Genomic DNA, 17462 nt, shown 5'->3' on the forward strand with positions numbered 1-17462 from the left:
GTTCTCCCGCAACATGGGCCGCATCCAGTTGCGCTGCGCGACCGCCTGTGGCAGGTTGGTATCACGTGATACCGAGCCCGCCCGCAGCCGCTCGACAGCACGACCGACCACAACAACGGAGTTGACATGCCTGCACCCGACGAACACGCCCGGAACGCCCCGCCGGCGCTCACCGACATCCCCCTCGGCCCGGGGAGCGCCCTCGAGACCGGCGCGGAACTGATCGGCGCCGCGGTGGCGCCGGGTACCGAGGATCGCCCCCGCGTCGGGCGGGGCTACATCACGGCCCTGATCGTCGCGTTCATGGGTCTGTACGTCGCGTTCATCACCCCGATCGGCTACTCCCTGGCGATCCGCGTCGCTCAGATCGATCCCGCAGGCAAGAACGCGGCGATCGCCCTCGCGATCGCGATCCCTGGGATCATCGTGATCTTCACCAGTCCGATCGCCGGCGTCCTGAGCGACCGGACCATGTCGAAGTTCGGCCGCCGCCGCCCGTGGTTCCTCGCCGGTCTTCTCCTCGGACTGGCAGGTTCCCTCGTGGTCGGGCTCGCTCCGTCGGTCGCCGTGCTGATCGCGGGATGGTCGCTTGCCTACATCGGGTACTCGATCGCGGCGGCGATGATCTTGACCCACCTGAGCGACCTGCTGCCGGAAGGACAGCGTGGGAAGGTCGCGGGTTTGTCCGGCGCGGTGACCCAGATCGGCCCGATCATCGGCATCGTGTTCGCCGGTGCCTTCGTGAAGGTACCCGTCGCCATGTTCGGCGGGCCAGCGGTTCTGGCGCTGATCCTCGGTGCCGTGTTCGTGGCGATCATGCGCGACGAGCCGATCACCGTGCGGCCCGGAAAGGTGGACGTGAGGAGCCTCGCGAACGGCTTCTACTTCAACCCGCGCAAGTTCCCGAACCTCGGTTGGGTATGGATCAGTCGGGCGTTGATCTTCCTCGCGCTCTCGTTCTCCACGACCTACGGCATCTACCTTGTTTCCCAACGGCTGACCAGCGACCCGACCAAGGTCGCGGCCATCGTGGCCACCGCCGGTTTCATCGGACTCGTCACCGCGATCCTGGGAGCAGTGCTCAGCGGCTTCCTGTCAGACCGCCTGCACAGCCGAAAGCCCTTCCTCATCGGCAGCGCCGTCGTCCTCGCCGGCGGTCTGCTGTTGATCGCCTTCATGGACAGCCAGTTGCAGTACATCATCGGGAGCGCGGTCCTCACGTTCGCGGTCGGGGTCTACGGGGCCGTCGATCAGGCCATCCAGTTGGATGTGCTGCCGCAGGAGGAGAACCAGAACGGTCGTTTCATCACGATCATCGGGCTGGCGAGTCAGATCCCGCAGGCCGCGGGCCCCCTCGTTGCCGGGGGCATCATCGCGCTCGCGTCGGGTGAGTACACGGTCGTCTACATCATCGGAGCGATCGTCGCTGTGCTCGGGGCCGGAGCGATCGTGCCGATCTCCATCGGGCGGCGACGGGCCGAGTCGACCACCAGCATCAGGGTCGCGAACTGACGGCGTGTCCGAACGATCGCCCCGCAGCCTGCACTCGCCGCTCGTCTTCTCGAAGGAATCCCTGCATGACCACCACGCCATTCCACAAGGACTGGACGGTCCGCCCGAAAGCCAGCATCTTTGCCGAGCTGTCCGGACCGGGCGCTCCGCGCATCCCGGTCACCCTTCCGCATGACGCGATGATCGATCTGCCGCGCAACGCGTCGGACAACGAAGGTGCACGGAACGCCTACTTCCCCGGTGGCGCCGTGGAGTACACCAAGGTGTTCGACGTCCCTGAGGACTACCGGACGCGTCGGCTGTCGCTCGAGTTCCAAGGGGTCTACCGGGACGCCGTGGTCTTCGTGAACGGCGACTTCGCCGGTCAGCGCCCCTCGGGATACGCGACCTTCCGGATCCGGCTCGATCCGTTCCTCCGGTACGGCGAGTCGAACGTGGTCCGCGTCGAGAGCCGCGCTCATGACGACTCCCGGTGGTACACGGGTCTCGGCATCCACCGCGATGTGCTCCTGCACGTCGACGAATTGGTCCACCTCGCCGCGGACGGCGTGCAGATCACCACCCCCGACGTCGATCATCGTCGCGCTGTTGTCCTGGCGAGCAGCTGGGTCCTGAACGAGGGTCTGCATTCCTCGACGGTGACGGTGACGACGGAGGTCCGCGACGCTGATGATGTCATCGTGTCATCAGACACGGTGCCGGTCACCACCACACCTGGGACGGCGGAGGTGTCTCGCCAGCGGCTCTACGTCGTGGCGCCACATCTGTGGTCACCGGATTCGCCGTACCTCTACACCGCGACGACGACCGTCCGGCAGCAACACGATGTGCTCGACCAGCAGGTGACGCGGTTCGGTGTGAGGACGCTGCAGCTGGATCCGTACGAGGGCCTCCGCATCAACGGCACACCACTGAAGCTCCGAGGCGCGTGCATCCACCACGACAACGGCATCCTCGGCGCGGCGACGATCGGTCGTGCCGAAGAGCGCCGGATCGAAGTGCTGAAGGCCGCGGGATTCAACGCGATCCGGAGTAGTCACAACCCGATCAGCCAACCGATGCTGGATGCCTGTGATCGTCTCGGCATGCTCGTGATGGACGAGACGTTCGACATGTGGTCCGAGGCCAAGAACGCCTTCGACTACTCCCTCGCATTCCCGGAATGGTGGGAGCGAGATGTCGAGGCGATGGTCGCCAAGGACTTCAACCACCCGAGTGTCATCATCTACTCGATCGGGAACGAGGTCCCGGAAACGGGACGCGCCCTCGGGTCGGGCTGGGGTCGTCGTCTTGCTGAGAAGGTCCGGTCACTCGACCCGTCACGGTTCATCACGAACGGCATCAACGGTCTCGTCTCCGTGATGCCGGACGTCATCGAGATGATGAGCACCCATCAAGCAGATGCGGACCCGCAGGGGGTCAACACTCTCATGGGGAACGCCGGCGAGTTCATGAACCAGGTCAGCTCCTCACCACTGGTGACCGAGAAGACCGCGGAATCGCAGGGTGTGCTCGACATCGCAGGCATCAACTACGGCGAGGCACGGTACGAGATCGACAAGGAACTGTTCCCGCACCGAGTGATCGTCGGCACCGAGACCTTCCCCACGCGCATCGACGCGAACTGGAAGCTCGTCACCGAGAACCCTCATGTGATCGGCGACTTCACCTGGACCGGCTGGGACTACCTCGGTGAGGTCGGCATCGGGCGCGTGAGCTACCCGGAGCCTGGGCAGACCCCGGCGTTCGCCGCTCCGTTCCCGTGGCTGACGGCGTGGTGCGGTGACATCGACATCACCGGCCACCGGCGTCCCGCCTCCTACTACCGCGAGACGGTGTTCGGCCTCCGTCGCGAGCCCTACATCGCTGTCCACCGGCCCGAGTTCCACGGCCGGGCGGTGCAAGCCGGTCAATGGGCGTGGTCCGACTCGATCGCGTCCTGGACCTGGACCACACCACCCGGAGCACCAGTGACGATCGACGTCTACAGCGATGCCGATGAGGTCGAGCTGTTCGTGAACGGGACGAGCTGCGGCAGGCGATCAGCAGGACAGCCGAACGGCTTCACGGCGACGTTCGAGACGACCTACGAACCTGGCCAACTCGTCGCACGGGCCTACATCGACGGGGCCGAAGTCGGCCGCACTGTGCTCACGAGTGCACGGGGACCGTTCCGACTCTCGGCACGCGCGGACAGCGCCGTGATCACCGACGGCATGTCGGCCTTGAGCTTCATCGAGATCGAAGTGGTTGATGATCGCGGGGTCGTCGCCACCCACGAAGAGCACGTGGTCTCCGTCCAGGTCGATGGTGCCGGCATCCTCCAGGGTCTCGGGAGCGCTCGACCGGCCACAGAGGAGCGGTACGGCGACTCGCAGTGCACGACATTCGACGGACGCCTGCTCGCAGCGGTCCGCCCCACGGCTCCTGGGGAGATCACCGTCGTGGTGAGTGCTGACGGGTTCGACGACGTTTCCCTGTCGATCCACGTCGTGCCCGAACGCGTACCCCCAGTCGTGGCCGGGCACCTGACCGACCTCAACCCGCAACCGACAGACAAGGCTTCAGTATGAGCACGTTCACCGGCAAGACCGTCCTCGTGACGGGGGCAGGATCCGGAATAGGGAGAGCCACCGCGATCCGGCTGATCCACGAGGGCGCGCGGGTCATCGCGACCGACCTGGTCCCTGATCGCCTCGATGAACTGGAGACGGAACTCCTCGGCAAGAGCATCACGACCGTTGCTGGTGACGTCTCCGATGACGACACCGTCCAGGCACTCGTCGAAGCCTGCGGAGGGACGCTCGACGGACTCGCGAACGTCGCCGGGATCATGGACTCGTTCCTCCCGCTCGGCGAGGTCGACGACACCACGTGGGAGCGCGTCCTCCGGATCAACCTCACCGCGCCGATGAGGGTCACCCGTGCAGTCCTGCCGATGCTGCTCGCCAGCGGTCACGGGTCGGTCGTGAACGTCGCATCGGAGGCGGCATTCCGTGGTTCCGCCGCGGGTGCGGCGTACACCGCGTCGAAGCACGCGATCGCTGGCCTGACCAGGAGCACCGCGTTCATGTACGGCCCGCAGGGCCTGCGGGTGAACGCGGTCGCGCCGGGGGCGACGATGACGAACATGGCCGCGGATGTGCGGTCCGACCTCGGTGCCGGGCGGGTGTTCCCCTTGATGGCGGCAATCGCCATCGTACCTGCGGAAGCAGCGGCCATCGCTGCGTCCATCGTGTGGTTGCTCAGCGAGGAAGCGTCGAACGTCAACGGTGTGATCCTGCCGAGCGATGGCGGTTGGTCCGTTGTCTAGCGTCCCGCCCCTTGAGTCTCCGGGGGGAGCGGTGCCGGCACGCATCGATCGTGAAGCCGTCGTCAGTCGCCACACGATCGTCGTCCACGAGCCGAACCCGGAGCACGTCGTCTCCGTCGGCAACGGCGACTTCGCGTACACCGCGGACATCACGGGGATGCAGACGTTCGCGGCCTACCACGATCCGCTCCGCAACATGCTCTCGGGAACGACCGCCATCAACACGGCGACGATGAGCACCTGGGGATGGCACGAGATGCCCAATCCCGAGGGCTTCAGCCTTTCCGATGCCATGTCCGAGTACGCCACGCCGAGGGGCCCGGTCGCGTACCCCGACAAGTACGACATGCAAGCTGCGATGCAGGGAGCACTCCCGGACGAGCACCGTCCCGGCGCGTGGTTGCACGCCAACCCGCAACGGCTCGATCTCGGTCGCGTCGGCCTCGCCCTGCGGCGAACGCCCGGGAAGGAACCGATCACCAGCCCCGAGGGTTTGTCCGACACCACACTGACCAACGACCTGTGGCGCGGACGAGTGGAGAGCTCGTTCCACTTCGAGGGGGTTCCCGTCCACGTCCGCACCGTTGCCTCACCACACGATTCCGTTGTCGCATTCCGGATCGAGTCCGCGCTCCTGCGAGAAGGGCGACTCGCTGTTTCCCTCGCCTTCCCCTACGCCCACGACGGCTTCTTCCAAACCGACGACTGGGAACGTCCTGCGCAACACGCATCGACGCTGCAACAGGCGGCCGAGGGGACGTTCGCGATCATTCGAGAGGTCGATGCCACGACCTACCGCGTCGACGTCCGCCACTCGTCCGGACAGGTCACGGCCGGCACGGAACCGCACCGTTTCGAGATCACATCGGACCAGGCCCAGGTAGACGTCGTCATCCGGTTCTCACCGGACGACAACTCAGAGGTCCCGAGCTTCGACGAGGTTCTCCGTGACGCGGAGCAGCGGTGGTCCCGGTTCTGGAACGACGGCGCGAGCATCGACTTCACGGGCAGCAGTGACCCGAGGGCACACGAGCTCGAACGCCGGGTAGTTCTCTCGCAGTACCTCACCGCAGTCCATGGATCGGGCGTGAACCCGCCAGCGGAGACCGGGCTGCTCACGAATTCGTGGCAGGGGAAGTTCCATCTCGAGATGCACTTCTGGCATGCCGCGCACTTTGCCGCCTGGGGCAGGCCCGAGCTCCTGCGCCCGAGTCTCGACTGGTACCTATCGATCCTCGTCGAAGCCAAGGCAACAGCCCAGCGGCAGCACTACCGGGGAGCCCGCTGGCCGAAGCAGGTCGGCCCCGAGGGCCGGGAGAGCCCCGAGCCGACGGGCTCCCTCCTCGTCTGGCAGCAACCACACCTGTTGTTCCTGCTCGAGTTGACCTGGCGCGCCAGTTCTGCAGACGAGCGGACGGCGCTGGTGGAGGTGTTCGCCGATGCGGTCGACGCAACCGTGGAGTTCATGGTCGACTTCGTCGAACTCCGAGACGGAGAATTCCACCTTCCCGCACCCCTGATGCCGGCACAGGAGTTCTACGACAGCCGTACCACGGAAGATCCGACCTTCGAACTGGCGTACTGGTGGTGGGGTATCGAGATCGGTCAGCGCTGGCGCGAGCGCCGAGGACTCGATCGTGACCCGGGCACCAACCAGGTGCAGACCCATCTCGTCACGCCCCGCCGGAACGAAACGGGCTACGCGGCGGTGGGTACGACCGATGAGATCCGGCGCGACGATCACCCGTCGCTGCTCGGAGCCTTGGGGTTCGTTCCACTGACGCCGTTGATCGACACGGTGGTGATGCGGAACACGCTCGAGGACGTACTGGCCCGTTGGGATTGGGATTCCGCTTGGGGATGGGACTTCCCGCTGATGGCGATGACAGCGCACCGCCTCGGGGACAAGAACCTGGCGGTCGACGTCCTGCTTCGTCCCGAACGCAAGAACCACCACACCGTCGTGGGCCACAACCCGCAGATGGGCGCGCTCCTGCCAGCGTACCTCCCGGGAAACGGGGCCCTGCTCGCTGCCGTGTCCCTGCTCGCCGGACCATCGGACGACGGGGCACCACACAGCTTCCCGGCGGACGGCTGGGTTGTGGCGACCGAGGGCTTCGTCTCCTGGCCGGACACCTGAGGGCACCTGCGGCAGCGACCACCAGCCAGGTGGTCGCTGCCCCACCGGACACCCGGTGTCCGTAGAACATCGAAACGACCACGAAGGAACCAGGGACCCCTGATGTCAGACCAGCTCTATCGCAATGCCTCCCTCAGCGTCGCTGAGCGCGTCGAAGACCTGCTCGGTCGACTTTCGCTCGGCGAGAAGGCCGGCCAGCTCAGCCAGTTCTTCTACCTCGGCGGCCTCGGCGAGTTGCCCGCCGACTTCGACGTCGACTCGCTTCCCCCCGAACATCAGGCTTACCTCCGTCAGCCCCAGATCGTCGAAGACGCGATCGCTGCCGGTGGCGCCGGATCGGTCCTCTTCGTGACGGATCCCGAACTGGCGAACCGTCTCCAGCGGTTGGCAGTTGAGCAGTCCGAGCACGGCATCCCGCTGATCTTCGGATTCGACGTCATCCACGGTCTGCGGACCATCTTCCCCGCACCGATCGGGATGGCAGCGTCCTGGGACATGGACACGGTCTCAGCGTCGCAGGCGGTCGCGGCTCGCGAGGCGAGAGCCGTCGGCGTCCACTGGACTTTTGCGCCGATGGTCGACATCGCTCGGGACCCGCGGTGGGGCCGCATCTACGAAGGAGCTGGGGAGGACCCCTACCTCGGGTCGGCGGTCGCCGCGGCACAGGTTCGAGGCTTCCAAGGAGACTTGGGCGCGGAGAACGTCCTGGCCGGCCCGAAGCACTTCGCCGGGTACGGGGCTGCTCGCGGCGGGCGTGACTACGACGATGTCGAACTGTCCGATTCGGAACTGCACAACGTCTACTTGCCACCGTTCAAGGCCGCAATCAATGCCGGTGCCCGCAACGTGATGAGCGCTTACATGGACTTCAACGGTGTGCCGGCGAGCGGCAACTCCCGTCTGCTCACCGAGATCCTCCGCAACGAACTCGGGTTCACTGGGTTCGTCGTGTCGGACGCGAACGCCGTCAAGTCCCTGGAGACCCAGCACTTCGCCGAGTCAGCCACCGACGCGGGGGCGCGGGCGCTGTCTGCCGGTCTCGACATGGAGATGTGCACGTTCGACCCGGCGTTCGGGTCCTTGCCCGACGCCGTCGCACAGGGACTCGTCGACGAGGAATCGATCGACGCCGCAGTGCGCCGAGTGTTGTCCGCGAAGTTCGAGCTCGGTCTTTTCGAAGCTCCGTTCGTCGACGCGTCTGCGGCACCGGGTGTCCTCGCCGAGCGAGGAAGCCGGGAGCTCGCACGCGGTGCAGCGGAGCGCAGTGTCGTTCTCCTGAAGAACGACGGCATCCTGCCGCTCGGTCCCTCGACCTCCGCCACGATCGCGGTCGTCGGGCAGCTCGCGGACAGCAAGCGAGACACCCTCGGACCCTGGGTATTCGCACACCACACCGACGACACGATCACCATCCTGGAGGGGATCACTTCGCGCGTGGGGGCAGCCGCGGAGGTCTCGTTCGCACCCGGCGCCGGCATCCCCGCTCGGGAGTACCCGTCGATGTTCGACCAGTCGGATCCCACGGTGGTGAACACCCCCATCGACTACGACGACGATCGCGCGATCGAGGAAGCCGTCGCCGTCGCCGGTCGCGCAGACGTCGCGATCGTTGTCGTGGGGGAGCGGCAGAACCAGATCGGGGAGAACGCGTCCCGGTCGACGTTGGAGCTCCCGGGGCGGCAGCTCGAGCAGCTGCAGCGCATCGTCGCAACCGGTACGCCCGTCGTTGTGGTGGTGATGTCCGGGAGGCCGCTCGACCTCAGGTGGGTCGATGCGCACGCCGGGGCGATCCTCCAGGGGTGGTACCCCGGAAGCGAAGGCGGCTCCGCCGTCGCACGCGTGCTCTTCGGTGACGTCTCGCCCGGCGGACGGTTGCCCTTCACGTGGCCGAGGCACGTCGGCCATGTTCCGATGGTGTACTCGCACCTCCGTACGTTCCAGCCGGAGGCGCAGTCCAAACGGTACTGGGACGAGGAGTCCACTCCGCTCTACCCTTTCGGTCACGGGCTCAGCTACGGCTCGTTCAGGTACGAGGGGCTCCGCACCGATCGAGACGAGATCACGGTCGGAGAGTCCGTGCAAGTCACCGTCGACGTCACGAACACATCGAACCGAGCAGCCGACGAGGTCGTCCAGCTCTACATCCACCAGCGGCACGGCGCTGCGTCGCGTCCGGTGCGGGAATTGAAGGGCTTCCAGCGAATTCCCTTCGCCGTCGGGCAGACACGGACGGTGGACTTCGCGCTCGGACCGGACGAGCTCGCCTACTGGAGCGCCGCAACCGGGGGATGGGGTCAGGATGCGACGGTGCTCGACATCTGGGTGGGAGGCAGTTCGACCTGCAGCACGACCACCGTCCTGCGCATCAACTCCCTCGCGTGAGGAACGTCGCGATCGGCATCAGCAGGCCGGTCAGAATCGCACCCCGGAGACGGGTCGCTCGTTCACGCCCGTTGATCGTCGGTGCCTCGCTCGTCGCCGCGTGCTGGGCGGCGGCGGTGATCTCCGCCGTGTCGGCGGCGGGTGGAGACAGGCCAGCACGGTTCGAGCGACGGGTGGCAGCACTGGAAGCCGTCAACCCTGGGCGCAGTCGGGGGGCGGTGGTGCTCACCGGGAGTTCGTTCTTCGAGCGCTGGCTGACGTCCGAGAAGGACCTTGCACCGTTCACGGCGGTGAACATCGGCATCGGCGGAACGAAGGTCGGGGATCACCTGTTCTACTTCCATCGGATGGTCCCGCCGCTCGCCCCGACCGCGCTCGTGGCGTACATCGGCTCCAACGACCTCAACGGCATCCCGTTCATGAGCAAGAAACCGCTGCATGTCACGGCCCTCGTCCTCGAGTACGTCGAGCTCGCTCGCAGGGAGTTGCCGATGGTGCCGATCTTCATCGTCGCGATCACCGTAACGCCGAGCCGGAAACGGGTCCGCGCGGACATCGTCGAGACCAACCGGCGTTTGCGAGACGCCTCTCAGTCCGGTGCCTTCACCTTCATCGACGCAGCGCCGGCACTCCTGACACCCACAGGAGACATCGACTTGTCCCTGTTCGGGCGTGATCGATTGCACCTCAACCGTCTGGGCTACGAACGGTTCGCCCAAGCGATTCGAAGCGAACTCGTCCGCACGCTCACGGGTACTGGGTGAGCGCTGGCGGATTCCTGTCGTTCGCGGTAGCTGTAGATGAAAGTGTTTCCCGAGCGCCAATTGGAGAAACCCATGCTCCGGCATGCGCGGGCATCCCCGCCGACGAGCCAACCAATGACAAGACATGCCCGAGGCCGTCGGAGTGGGCGACCGCCGTCAGCGCGGGTGGAAGGACGGGGCGGCGTCAGCCCGCGGCGGACCCGACCTCGACCTCCAGTGCCGGGTCGGGACCGATCGCGGACCCGACGCGTGCGCTGACGGACCGCAGCGTGTCCGCGTCCGTGCCCACGGGCCTCCAGAACAGGTCCTCGAGCGCACCAGTGTGCGCACGGATGCCGGCGAGGACCGACCGCCGCCCCTCGGGCGTCATCACCACCCAGCTGCCGCGCCCGTCGGTGGGGCAGTCGGCTCGTTCGACCAGCCCGCGGGCGACCATGCGGGTGACCTGGTGACTGACGCGCGACTTCTCCCACCCGATGCCGGCGGCGATGTCACGGACGCGAAGGCGGTGGTCCGGATCGCGCTGCAGGCCGATCAGGATCTCGAACTCCGGGATCGAGATGCCGGCGCCGTCCTGCACCGCCTGGTCCAAGGCGCGATCGAGACGCCGCCAGGTGTCGTGGTACGCGTCCCACGTCGCCCAGTCGTGTTCGTCGCCCCGTTGCTCCGCCATGCGGCCCAGGGTAACCAGCGGTCGGTCCGGACGGGCCAGGATCATCCGCTCGGGTGACTCCTGGCCGGCGTGCGGCGCGCTCCGAGGTCGGGTCGACGCCGCAGCATACGATCGATCCATGCCGAGCGCGCGACTGCAGGACTGCACCGACGACGCCGTCGCCCTGGTGCGTCGGTGGTTGGCGGCGTCCGCCGGTGCGAAGCCCGACCAGGGGGCCGTCCGGCTCGCCGAGGCGCTGCGGGACGAGCGCGGCCTCGACTTCACCAGGGGGTTCGTCGACAAGGTCATTCGCCCTGCCGACCCGCGGGTGGCGGCCCGGAACCTCGAGAAGGTGAGCGAGGACGTCCCCGACTTCCTCGCCTGGTACCTGCGCGGTGCCGTGACCCTCGGCGGTGGGTTCGCGACGATGGCGCCGTGGGCCGTGATCCCCACGGCACGGAAGATCCTCCGCCGCATGACCGGGCACCTGGTCATCGACGCCACCCCGGGGAAGCTCGGGCCCGCCCTGGCGAAGGTCGGGGGCCCCGGCGTCCGGCTCAACGTGAACCTGCTCGGCGAAGCCGTCCTCGGCAGCGCCCAGAGCGACCGCCGGTTGCAGGGCACGATGGACCTGCTCGCCCGCGACGACGTCCAGCACGTGTCGATCAAGGTGAGCGCGGTCGTGCCGCAGACGTCCCTGTGGGCGTTCGACCAGACCGTCGAGCGCGTGGTGGACCGGCTCGTGCCGCTGTACCGACTCGCGCTCGCCCCGACGCTGTCCGGGCGTCCGCCGAAGTTCATCAACCTCGACGTCGAGGACCACCGTGACCTCGACGTCACCCTCGCCGTGTTCCGCGCGCTGCTCGACCGCGACGAGTTCCTCGGGCTCCCGGCCGGCATCGTGCTGCAGGCGTACCTGCCCGACGCCGCCGGGGCACTCGACGCACTGACCGACTGGGCCCGCGCACGCCGCGCCCGCGGTGGCGCACCCGTGACGGTCCGGCTCGTCAAGGGCGCGAACCTGCCGATGGAGCGCGTCGACGCGATCGTGCGCGGGTGGCCGCTCGCGACCTGGGGCAGCAAGCGGGAGACCGACTCCGCGTACCTACGACTGCTCGACGCCGCGCTCACCCCCGAGCGGACCGACGCCGTGCGGATCGGTGTCGCCGGGCACAACCTGTTCGACCTCGCCACCGCGTGGGTGCTCGCCGAGCGCCGGGGCGTCACCGGCGCGATCGACGTCGAGATGCTGCTCGGGATGGCCACCACCGACGCCGAGGCCGTCCGCGCCGACGTCGGCCAGATCGTGCTGTACACGCCCGTCGTGCAGCCGGACGAGTTCGACTCCGCGATCGCGTACCTCGCACGGCGCCTGCAGGAGACCGCGAACCCCGACAACTTCATCTCCGCGGCCTCCGAGATCGACACGGACGAGAGCGTCTTCGAGCGCGAGCACGACCGGTACCTGGCGTCGGTCGCCGCGTTGGACGAGCCGGTGCCCGCGACCCACCGCACGCAGGACCGTCGACGCCCGATCGGTGAACCCGTCCTGCGCGACGGCTTCCGGAACGCCCCCGACACCGACCCCTCGATCGCCGCCAACCGCGAGTGGGCGCTCGAGGTGCTCCGCCGCGTCCCGAGGTCGCAGCTCGGCGTCCAGACCATCCGCGGCGCCAAGGTCACGGACCGCACCCGACTCGAGCGCATCGTCGCCCGCACTGCCCAGGCGGGGGTGAACTGGGGGCGCCAGGACCCGGACGACCGCGCCGAGCTCCTCGAGCTCATCGGGCACGAGCTCGAGGCCCGGCGCGCGGATCTGATCGAGGTCATGGTGGCCGAGACGGGCAAGACCTTCGCCGACGCCGACACCGAGGTCTCCGAGGCGATCGACTCGGCCCACCTCTCCGCGGACAGCGCCAGGGCCCTCGCCGAGATCGACGGTGTCGGAGCCCGGTACGTGCCGCCGCGGCTCACCGTCGTGGTGCCGGCGTGGAGTGCTCCCGTCGCGATCCCCGCGACCGGCGTGCTGGCGGCGCTCGCCGCGGGGAGCGGCGTCGTGCTCAAGCCCGCGCCGGAGGCCCGGCGGACCGGGGCGCTCCTGGCGGACGTCCTGTGGGACGCCGGCGTGCCGCACTCCCTGCTGCAGCTCGTCGACCTCGACGCGGACCACCTGGGCCGTGAACTCGTGGCACACCCCGCGGTCGACCGGATCATCCTCACCGGCTCGACGGACACCGCCCGGTCCTTCCGGTGGTGGCGGGCCGGCCTGCCGTTGTCCGCGGACACGAGCGGCAAGAACGCGATCGTCGTCACACCGAGCGCGGACCTCGACCTGGCCGTGCAGGACATCGTCCGGTCGGCGTTCGGGAACGCCGGGCAGAAGAGCTCTGCCGCCTCGCTGGTGATCCTGGTCGGGTCGGTCGGCGAGAGCGAGCGGTTCGAGCGGCAGCTCGTCGACGCGACCCGGACGCTGCGGGTCGCCTGGCCGGACGACCCCAGCGCCCAGATGGGCCCGCTGATCGCCGCGCCGACCGGCACCCTCCGCGCCGGTCTCACCGAGCTCGGACCGGGGGAGTCGTGGCTCGTACAGCCGGCGCCGCTCGACGACTCCGGGCGCCTCTGGTCGCCGGGCATCCGCGACGGTGTGCGCCCCGGCAGCGACTTCCACCGGACCGAGTACTCCGGGCCGGTGCTCGGCATCATGCGTGCGGAGACCCTCGCGCAGGCGATCGCGATCCAGAACGGCACCGAGTACGGCCTCACCGCGGGCATCCACTCGCTCGACGCCGACGAGGTCGCCGAGTGGATCCGCCGCGTGCAGGCCGGCAACCTCTTCGTCAACCGCGGCATCACCGGTGCCGTCGTCGGACGCCAACCGTTCGGCGGCTGGAAGGGATCGGCGGTCGGCACGGGCACCAAGGTGGGCGGGCCGCTGTACGTGGCGACGCTCGGCCGCTGGGAGCCCCTGCCGCGCACCGTGCACCGCAGCATCCAGCTCAGCGGGCTGTCGGCCCGGGTCACCGCCATGATCGAGGCGGCACGCAGCGGTCTGTCCTTCGAGGAGTTCGACCAGGTGCGGTCCGGCGCGCTCAGCGACGTCGAGGCCCGCTCGGCCCGGTTCGGCCGATCCCGCGACACGGCGGGACTCGTCGTCGAGCGGAACGTCCTGCGGTACCGGCCGCAGTCCGTCATCGTGCGGCACGCCGAGGGTGCCCCGACCGGCGACCTCGTCCGCGTGCTCGTCGCGGCGACGGCCGCGCGGGCCCACCTGCTGCTCAGCACCGCGCGCCCGTTGCCCGGTCCCCTGACGCAGCTGTTCGCCTCGGCGCGGTCCCCGCTCGACGTGGTGGACCACCTCGTCGAGTCCGACGACGAGTTCCTCCGCCGTGCCGCGTCCGGCGCCGTGTTCCAGCAGGACTGGTCCTCCGGCGAGGAACCACCCCAGGACGCGATCGAGATGATGCTGTCCCAGGGGCAGGAGCACCCGGCGCACACGGCCTTCGGCGGTCCGGGCGCCCGGATCCGACTGATCGGCGGCGATCCCCTCGCGCTCGAGGAGGCGCTCGGGCTGAGCGTCGAGGTGGCGATCCACGATGCACCGGTCGTCGAGGCCGGACTCATCGAGATGCTGCCGTTCCTCCGCGAACAGACCGTCTCGATCACCGCGCACCGGTTCGGCGACCTGGACCCGGACTTCACGGAGCTCCGTGTCTGACGCCCGGACCCTGCACGCCGAGGGGCTGTTCAACGGCCGGGACCTCGGCCGACTGCCGCGTCTGACCGGGGGCAGCACGCCCACGGGCCGGGTCTTCCGGTCCGAGAACCTCGACCGCCTGACCCCCGCCGGGTGGCAGGAACTGCACGACCTCGGCATCCGGACGGTCGTCGACCTCCGCGCGCCGTCGGAACTGGAGAAGGACACGGGCCACCGGCCGGACTGGCTGACCACGGTGGTCGTCGACCACGACGGCCTCGACGCGGCACCGGCGTTCTGGGAGGCCTACTGGGAGACCGGGCTCGTCGGCACACCCCTCTACTACGGGCCGCACCTGGAGCAGTTGCCCGAGCGCACCAGCGACGCACTGCGGGCCATCGCGCGGGCCGAACCCGGGGGCGTGCTGTTCCACTGCGCCGGCGGTCGGGACCGCACCGGGATCGTCGCCCTCGCGCTCCTCACCATCGCCGGGGTGGACCCCGAGGCGATCGTCGACGACTACCTGGAGACAGTCGACAACGCCCCGGCGCTCCTCGCGTCGATCGGCGTGCCTGCCAACGAGGACAAGATCGAGGCGCTGTGCGCCGCGTACGGCACCACCGTCGCCGACGCGTTCCGCGCGGCGGTGGACGCGTTCGACATCGACGAGTTCGTCGCGCGTTCCGGACTCGACGCCTCCGACCTGGAGGCCCTGCGCACGTTCCGCGCGCGCGTCGCCTGAGCCGTGCCTCCCGTCCCGCGCCGCTGGCTGGCGAGCCGGCGGCGCGGGCCGTGTCAGTCCTCGGTGTCGCCGGCGTCCTCGTCCACGACGCCGGTCTCGTCCATGCGGTCGCGCAGGTGATCGGCCATCGCAGCGGAGCCCTCGGCGTGGTGGTCGTGGTCGACCTGCTCGATGAGGCCGCGGAGCTTCTCGTGGTTCGTGGCGTCGGTCGCGCCGTCCATGACGGGTTCGGTCTGTTCCTTGTCGCTCATGGTCGAGACGCTACGCCCCGCTCCCGTGGGGTCAGCGAGGGAGCCGGCTCCGGGCGCTGGCGGGTGCCCGGGTGGCGGGAGGCCGGCGCGGGCTCAGCGTGCTGCGCGGTAGTGCAGCTCGACCGCACCGCCGTCGAACGTGGTCGTCCCGACCAGGTCGAACACCGGTGTGGGCGCCGCGACCGGGAGCAACGGCGCGCCCGCACCGAGTGCGATCGGCATCACCGTGACGCGGAGGTCGTCGAGCAGCCCGGCGTGCTGGTACTGCGCGGCGAGGAGCCCGCCGCCGACCACCCAGACGTCCCGCTCGCCGGCGGCCCGCTCGAGTGCCGCCTGGTGGTCCGACACCGCGCCGGAGACGAAGTGGACCGCAGCTCCGTCGGGCACCGGCAACGCCCGTGAGGTGAACACCCACGTCGGCAGGTCCGGGTACGGCCACGTGTCCTCGTGCGCGAGCAGCCACTCGTACGTCGTCGAGCCCATCGCGATCGCACCCACCCCGGCGAAGAACGCGTCGTAGTGCTGCTGGAACGGCGCGAACCCGAACTGCAGCAACCAGTCGAGGTCGTCCCCCGGGGCCGCGACGAAACCGTCGAGTGAGGATGCGACGAAGTAGGTCGTGCTCATGTCCGGGGACGCTACCGACCACCCCCGACAGCCGTCAGCGGTGGTCGCCCCGGCCGACGAGTGCGATCTCGGCCACCGTCAACGCGAGCGCGATGAGGACCTGGGCGGCAGCGAAGCGCCGGAACCTGCCGCCGAACAGCGCGAACGGCACCATCGAGGCGCCGTGCGCCGCATCGACGAGGGCGCTGATGGTGTGGGCGTCACCGCTGCCCGCCCGGGTGACCAGACCGGCCTGCGTGACCTGTCGGATCCCGAGCACCCGATCGACCGCGGCGGAACGGTTCATCGGACGGCCCACGCGGGCGAGGTGCCACGCGCCGAGGGCGGCCCGAGCGAGCTCCACCGCGACGGTGGGCTGCACGCGCCCCGGAGCGCCGGGGCCGGTCATCGCCGACGTCCGGCGGCGAGGACGGCGGCACCCGTCGCACCGAGCACGGCACCGATGATGCCGTTCCCGAGGCGACGGTGCTCGACCCACCAGGTCTGCGGCGACCACTCGTGTGCGGTGTCGTCGAAGATGCCGTGCGCGCCGTGGTCGCCCGCGACGGGCTCGTACAGGTTGGTCGGCAGCATCGGCTCGGTCTTCTGCGGCGCCTGCTGTCCGTCCACCAGGGTCTTCGCCGCATACCAGTCGGCGAACCGTCCGCTGATCCGGTTGCCCAGGATCGTGTACACGGTCGACTCGCCGACCCAGGTGCGGCGTCGGGGCCGCTCGGCCGTGACGGCGATCGCCCGGGCGCCGACCTCGGGCTGGTAGATCGGTGCGACCGGCTGCGGGTGGTGCGGCAGTTTCGACTTGACCCAGTTGAACTGGATGGTGTTGAGCGCCGGCATGTCGACGCGGGACACCTGCACGTGGCTGCCCTGCTCGAGGAGCTCGGACACCACCGACTCAGTGAGCCCGACGATCGCGTGCTTCGCGCTGCAGTACGCCGCCTGCAGGGGGATGCCGCGGAAGCCGAGCGCCGAGCCGACCTGGATGACGTGGCCGCGGTCGCGGGGCACCATGCGCGACAGCGCCGCGCGGGTGCCGTTCACGAAGCCCCGGAAGTTGACGTCCAGCGCCCGTTCGAAGTCCTCCGGCGCGGTGTCCAGGAACTTCCCGAACACCCCGACCATCACGCCGTTCACCCACAGGTCGATCGGCCCGAGCTCCTGCTCGATCCGGTCAGTAGCGGCCTCGACGGCATCGCGGTCGGCCACGTCCACCGAGATCCCGAGGCCCCGTCGACCGGCGGCCTCGACCTCGGCGACGGTCGCGTCCACGCCGTCCTGTCCGCGGGCGAGCACCGCGACGTCCCACCCGCGCCCGGCGAGTTCCCGCACCGTCGCCCGCCCGAGCCCTGCCGAACCACCGGTCACCACTGCCACTCGTGTCATGGATC

The 17462-nt window shown here is 69.0% G+C and carries 14 protein-coding genes; 8 read left to right on the forward strand and 6 right to left on the reverse strand.

What is annotated here, in order from left to right; genetic code table 11:
* The first annotated feature begins 126 nt into the window (after nucleotides 1-126).
* The 5 genes from J7E22_RS07225 to J7E22_RS07245 all read left to right on the forward strand — a co-directional run bounded on the left by J7E22_RS07225 (nucleotide 127) and on the right by J7E22_RS07245 (nucleotide 9347).
* Nucleotides 127-1512: an MFS transporter gene (locus J7E22_RS07225; protein WP_214980232.1), complete on the forward strand. Its 1386-nt coding sequence runs from the start codon at nucleotides 127-129 to the stop codon at nucleotides 1510-1512.
* A gap of 65 nt (nucleotides 1513-1577) precedes the next feature.
* Complete coding sequence (locus tag J7E22_RS07230) at nucleotides 1578-4085, forward strand: glycoside hydrolase family 2 TIM barrel-domain containing protein (RefSeq protein WP_214980234.1); 2508 nt, start codon at nucleotides 1578-1580, stop codon at nucleotides 4083-4085.
* Nucleotides 4082-4825, forward strand: a complete 744-nt coding sequence (locus J7E22_RS07235; protein WP_214980236.1) for an SDR family NAD(P)-dependent oxidoreductase — start codon at nucleotides 4082-4084, stop codon at nucleotides 4823-4825. The genes J7E22_RS07230 and J7E22_RS07235 overlap by 4 nt, the downstream gene beginning before the upstream one ends.
* Nucleotides 4826-4856: 31 nt before the next feature.
* Entirely contained in the window at nucleotides 4857-6965 is a 2109-nt protein-coding gene (locus J7E22_RS07240; protein ID WP_214980238.1) for a hypothetical protein, read from the forward strand.
* 102 nt (nucleotides 6966-7067) lie between these two features.
* The gene (locus tag J7E22_RS07245; protein WP_214980240.1) at nucleotides 7068-9347 is read left to right on the forward strand and encodes a glycoside hydrolase family 3 N-terminal domain-containing protein; all 2280 of its coding nucleotides are present in this window, start codon (nucleotides 7068-7070) and stop codon (nucleotides 9345-9347) included.
* On the opposite strand, the gene J7E22_RS18145 is transcribed toward J7E22_RS07245, so the two are convergent.
* Nucleotides 9331-9576, reverse strand: a complete 246-nt coding sequence (locus J7E22_RS18145; protein WP_214980243.1) for a hypothetical protein — start codon at nucleotides 9574-9576, stop codon at nucleotides 9331-9333. The two genes, J7E22_RS07245 and J7E22_RS18145, sit on opposite strands and share 17 nt — an antisense overlap.
* Here J7E22_RS18145 and J7E22_RS18150 point away from each other — a divergent pair.
* Nucleotides 9569-10111, forward strand: a complete 543-nt coding sequence (locus J7E22_RS18150) for a GDSL-type esterase/lipase family protein (protein ID WP_214980245.1) — start codon at nucleotides 9569-9571, stop codon at nucleotides 10109-10111. The genes J7E22_RS18145 and J7E22_RS18150 overlap by 8 nt on opposite strands.
* A 184-nt stretch (nucleotides 10112-10295) precedes the next feature.
* On the opposite strand, the gene J7E22_RS07260 is transcribed toward J7E22_RS18150, so the two are convergent.
* Complete coding sequence (locus tag J7E22_RS07260) at nucleotides 10296-10784, reverse strand: MarR family winged helix-turn-helix transcriptional regulator (RefSeq protein ID WP_214980247.1); 489 nt, start codon at nucleotides 10782-10784, stop codon at nucleotides 10296-10298.
* 118 nt (nucleotides 10785-10902) lie between these two features.
* Between J7E22_RS07260 and J7E22_RS07265 the strand changes: the two genes are divergently transcribed.
* Nucleotides 10903-14478 (forward strand): bifunctional proline dehydrogenase/L-glutamate gamma-semialdehyde dehydrogenase, encoded by a 3576-nt coding sequence (locus J7E22_RS07265; RefSeq protein ID WP_214980249.1) that lies wholly within the window; start codon nucleotides 10903-10905, stop codon nucleotides 14476-14478.
* The gene (locus J7E22_RS07270; protein WP_214980251.1) at nucleotides 14471-15199 is read left to right on the forward strand and encodes a tyrosine-protein phosphatase; all 729 of its coding nucleotides are present in this window, start codon (nucleotides 14471-14473) and stop codon (nucleotides 15197-15199) included. Before J7E22_RS07265 ends, J7E22_RS07270 begins: the two co-directional genes overlap by 8 nt.
* A 53-nt stretch (nucleotides 15200-15252) precedes the next feature.
* Here J7E22_RS07270 and J7E22_RS07275 read toward each other — a convergent pair whose 3' ends face one another.
* The 4 genes from J7E22_RS07275 to J7E22_RS07290 all read right to left on the reverse strand — a co-directional run bounded on the left by J7E22_RS07275 (nucleotide 15253) and on the right by J7E22_RS07290 (nucleotide 17457).
* A complete protein-coding gene (locus J7E22_RS07275; RefSeq protein WP_214980253.1) occupies nucleotides 15253-15450 on the reverse strand; it encodes a hypothetical protein in 198 nt (65 codons plus the stop codon).
* A 93-nt stretch (nucleotides 15451-15543) separates the two neighbouring features.
* Nucleotides 15544-16077 (reverse strand): dihydrofolate reductase family protein, encoded by a 534-nt coding sequence (locus tag J7E22_RS07280; protein WP_214980255.1) that lies wholly within the window; start codon nucleotides 16075-16077, stop codon nucleotides 15544-15546.
* 34 nt (nucleotides 16078-16111) lie between these two features.
* Nucleotides 16112-16465 carry a hypothetical protein gene (locus J7E22_RS07285; protein WP_214980256.1) on the reverse strand — a complete coding sequence of 118 codons (354 nt, stop codon included), beginning with the start codon at nucleotides 16463-16465 and terminating at the stop codon, nucleotides 16112-16114.
* Nucleotides 16462-17457, reverse strand: a complete 996-nt coding sequence (locus J7E22_RS07290; protein ID WP_214980258.1) for an SDR family oxidoreductase — start codon at nucleotides 17455-17457, stop codon at nucleotides 16462-16464. Before J7E22_RS07290 ends, J7E22_RS07285 begins: the two co-directional genes overlap by 4 nt.
* Nucleotides 17458-17462 lie beyond the last annotated feature (5 nt).

It is taken from the genome of Curtobacterium sp. ISL-83 (assembly GCF_018613895.1).
Lineage (GTDB): Bacteria > Actinomycetota > Actinomycetes > Actinomycetales > Microbacteriaceae > Curtobacterium.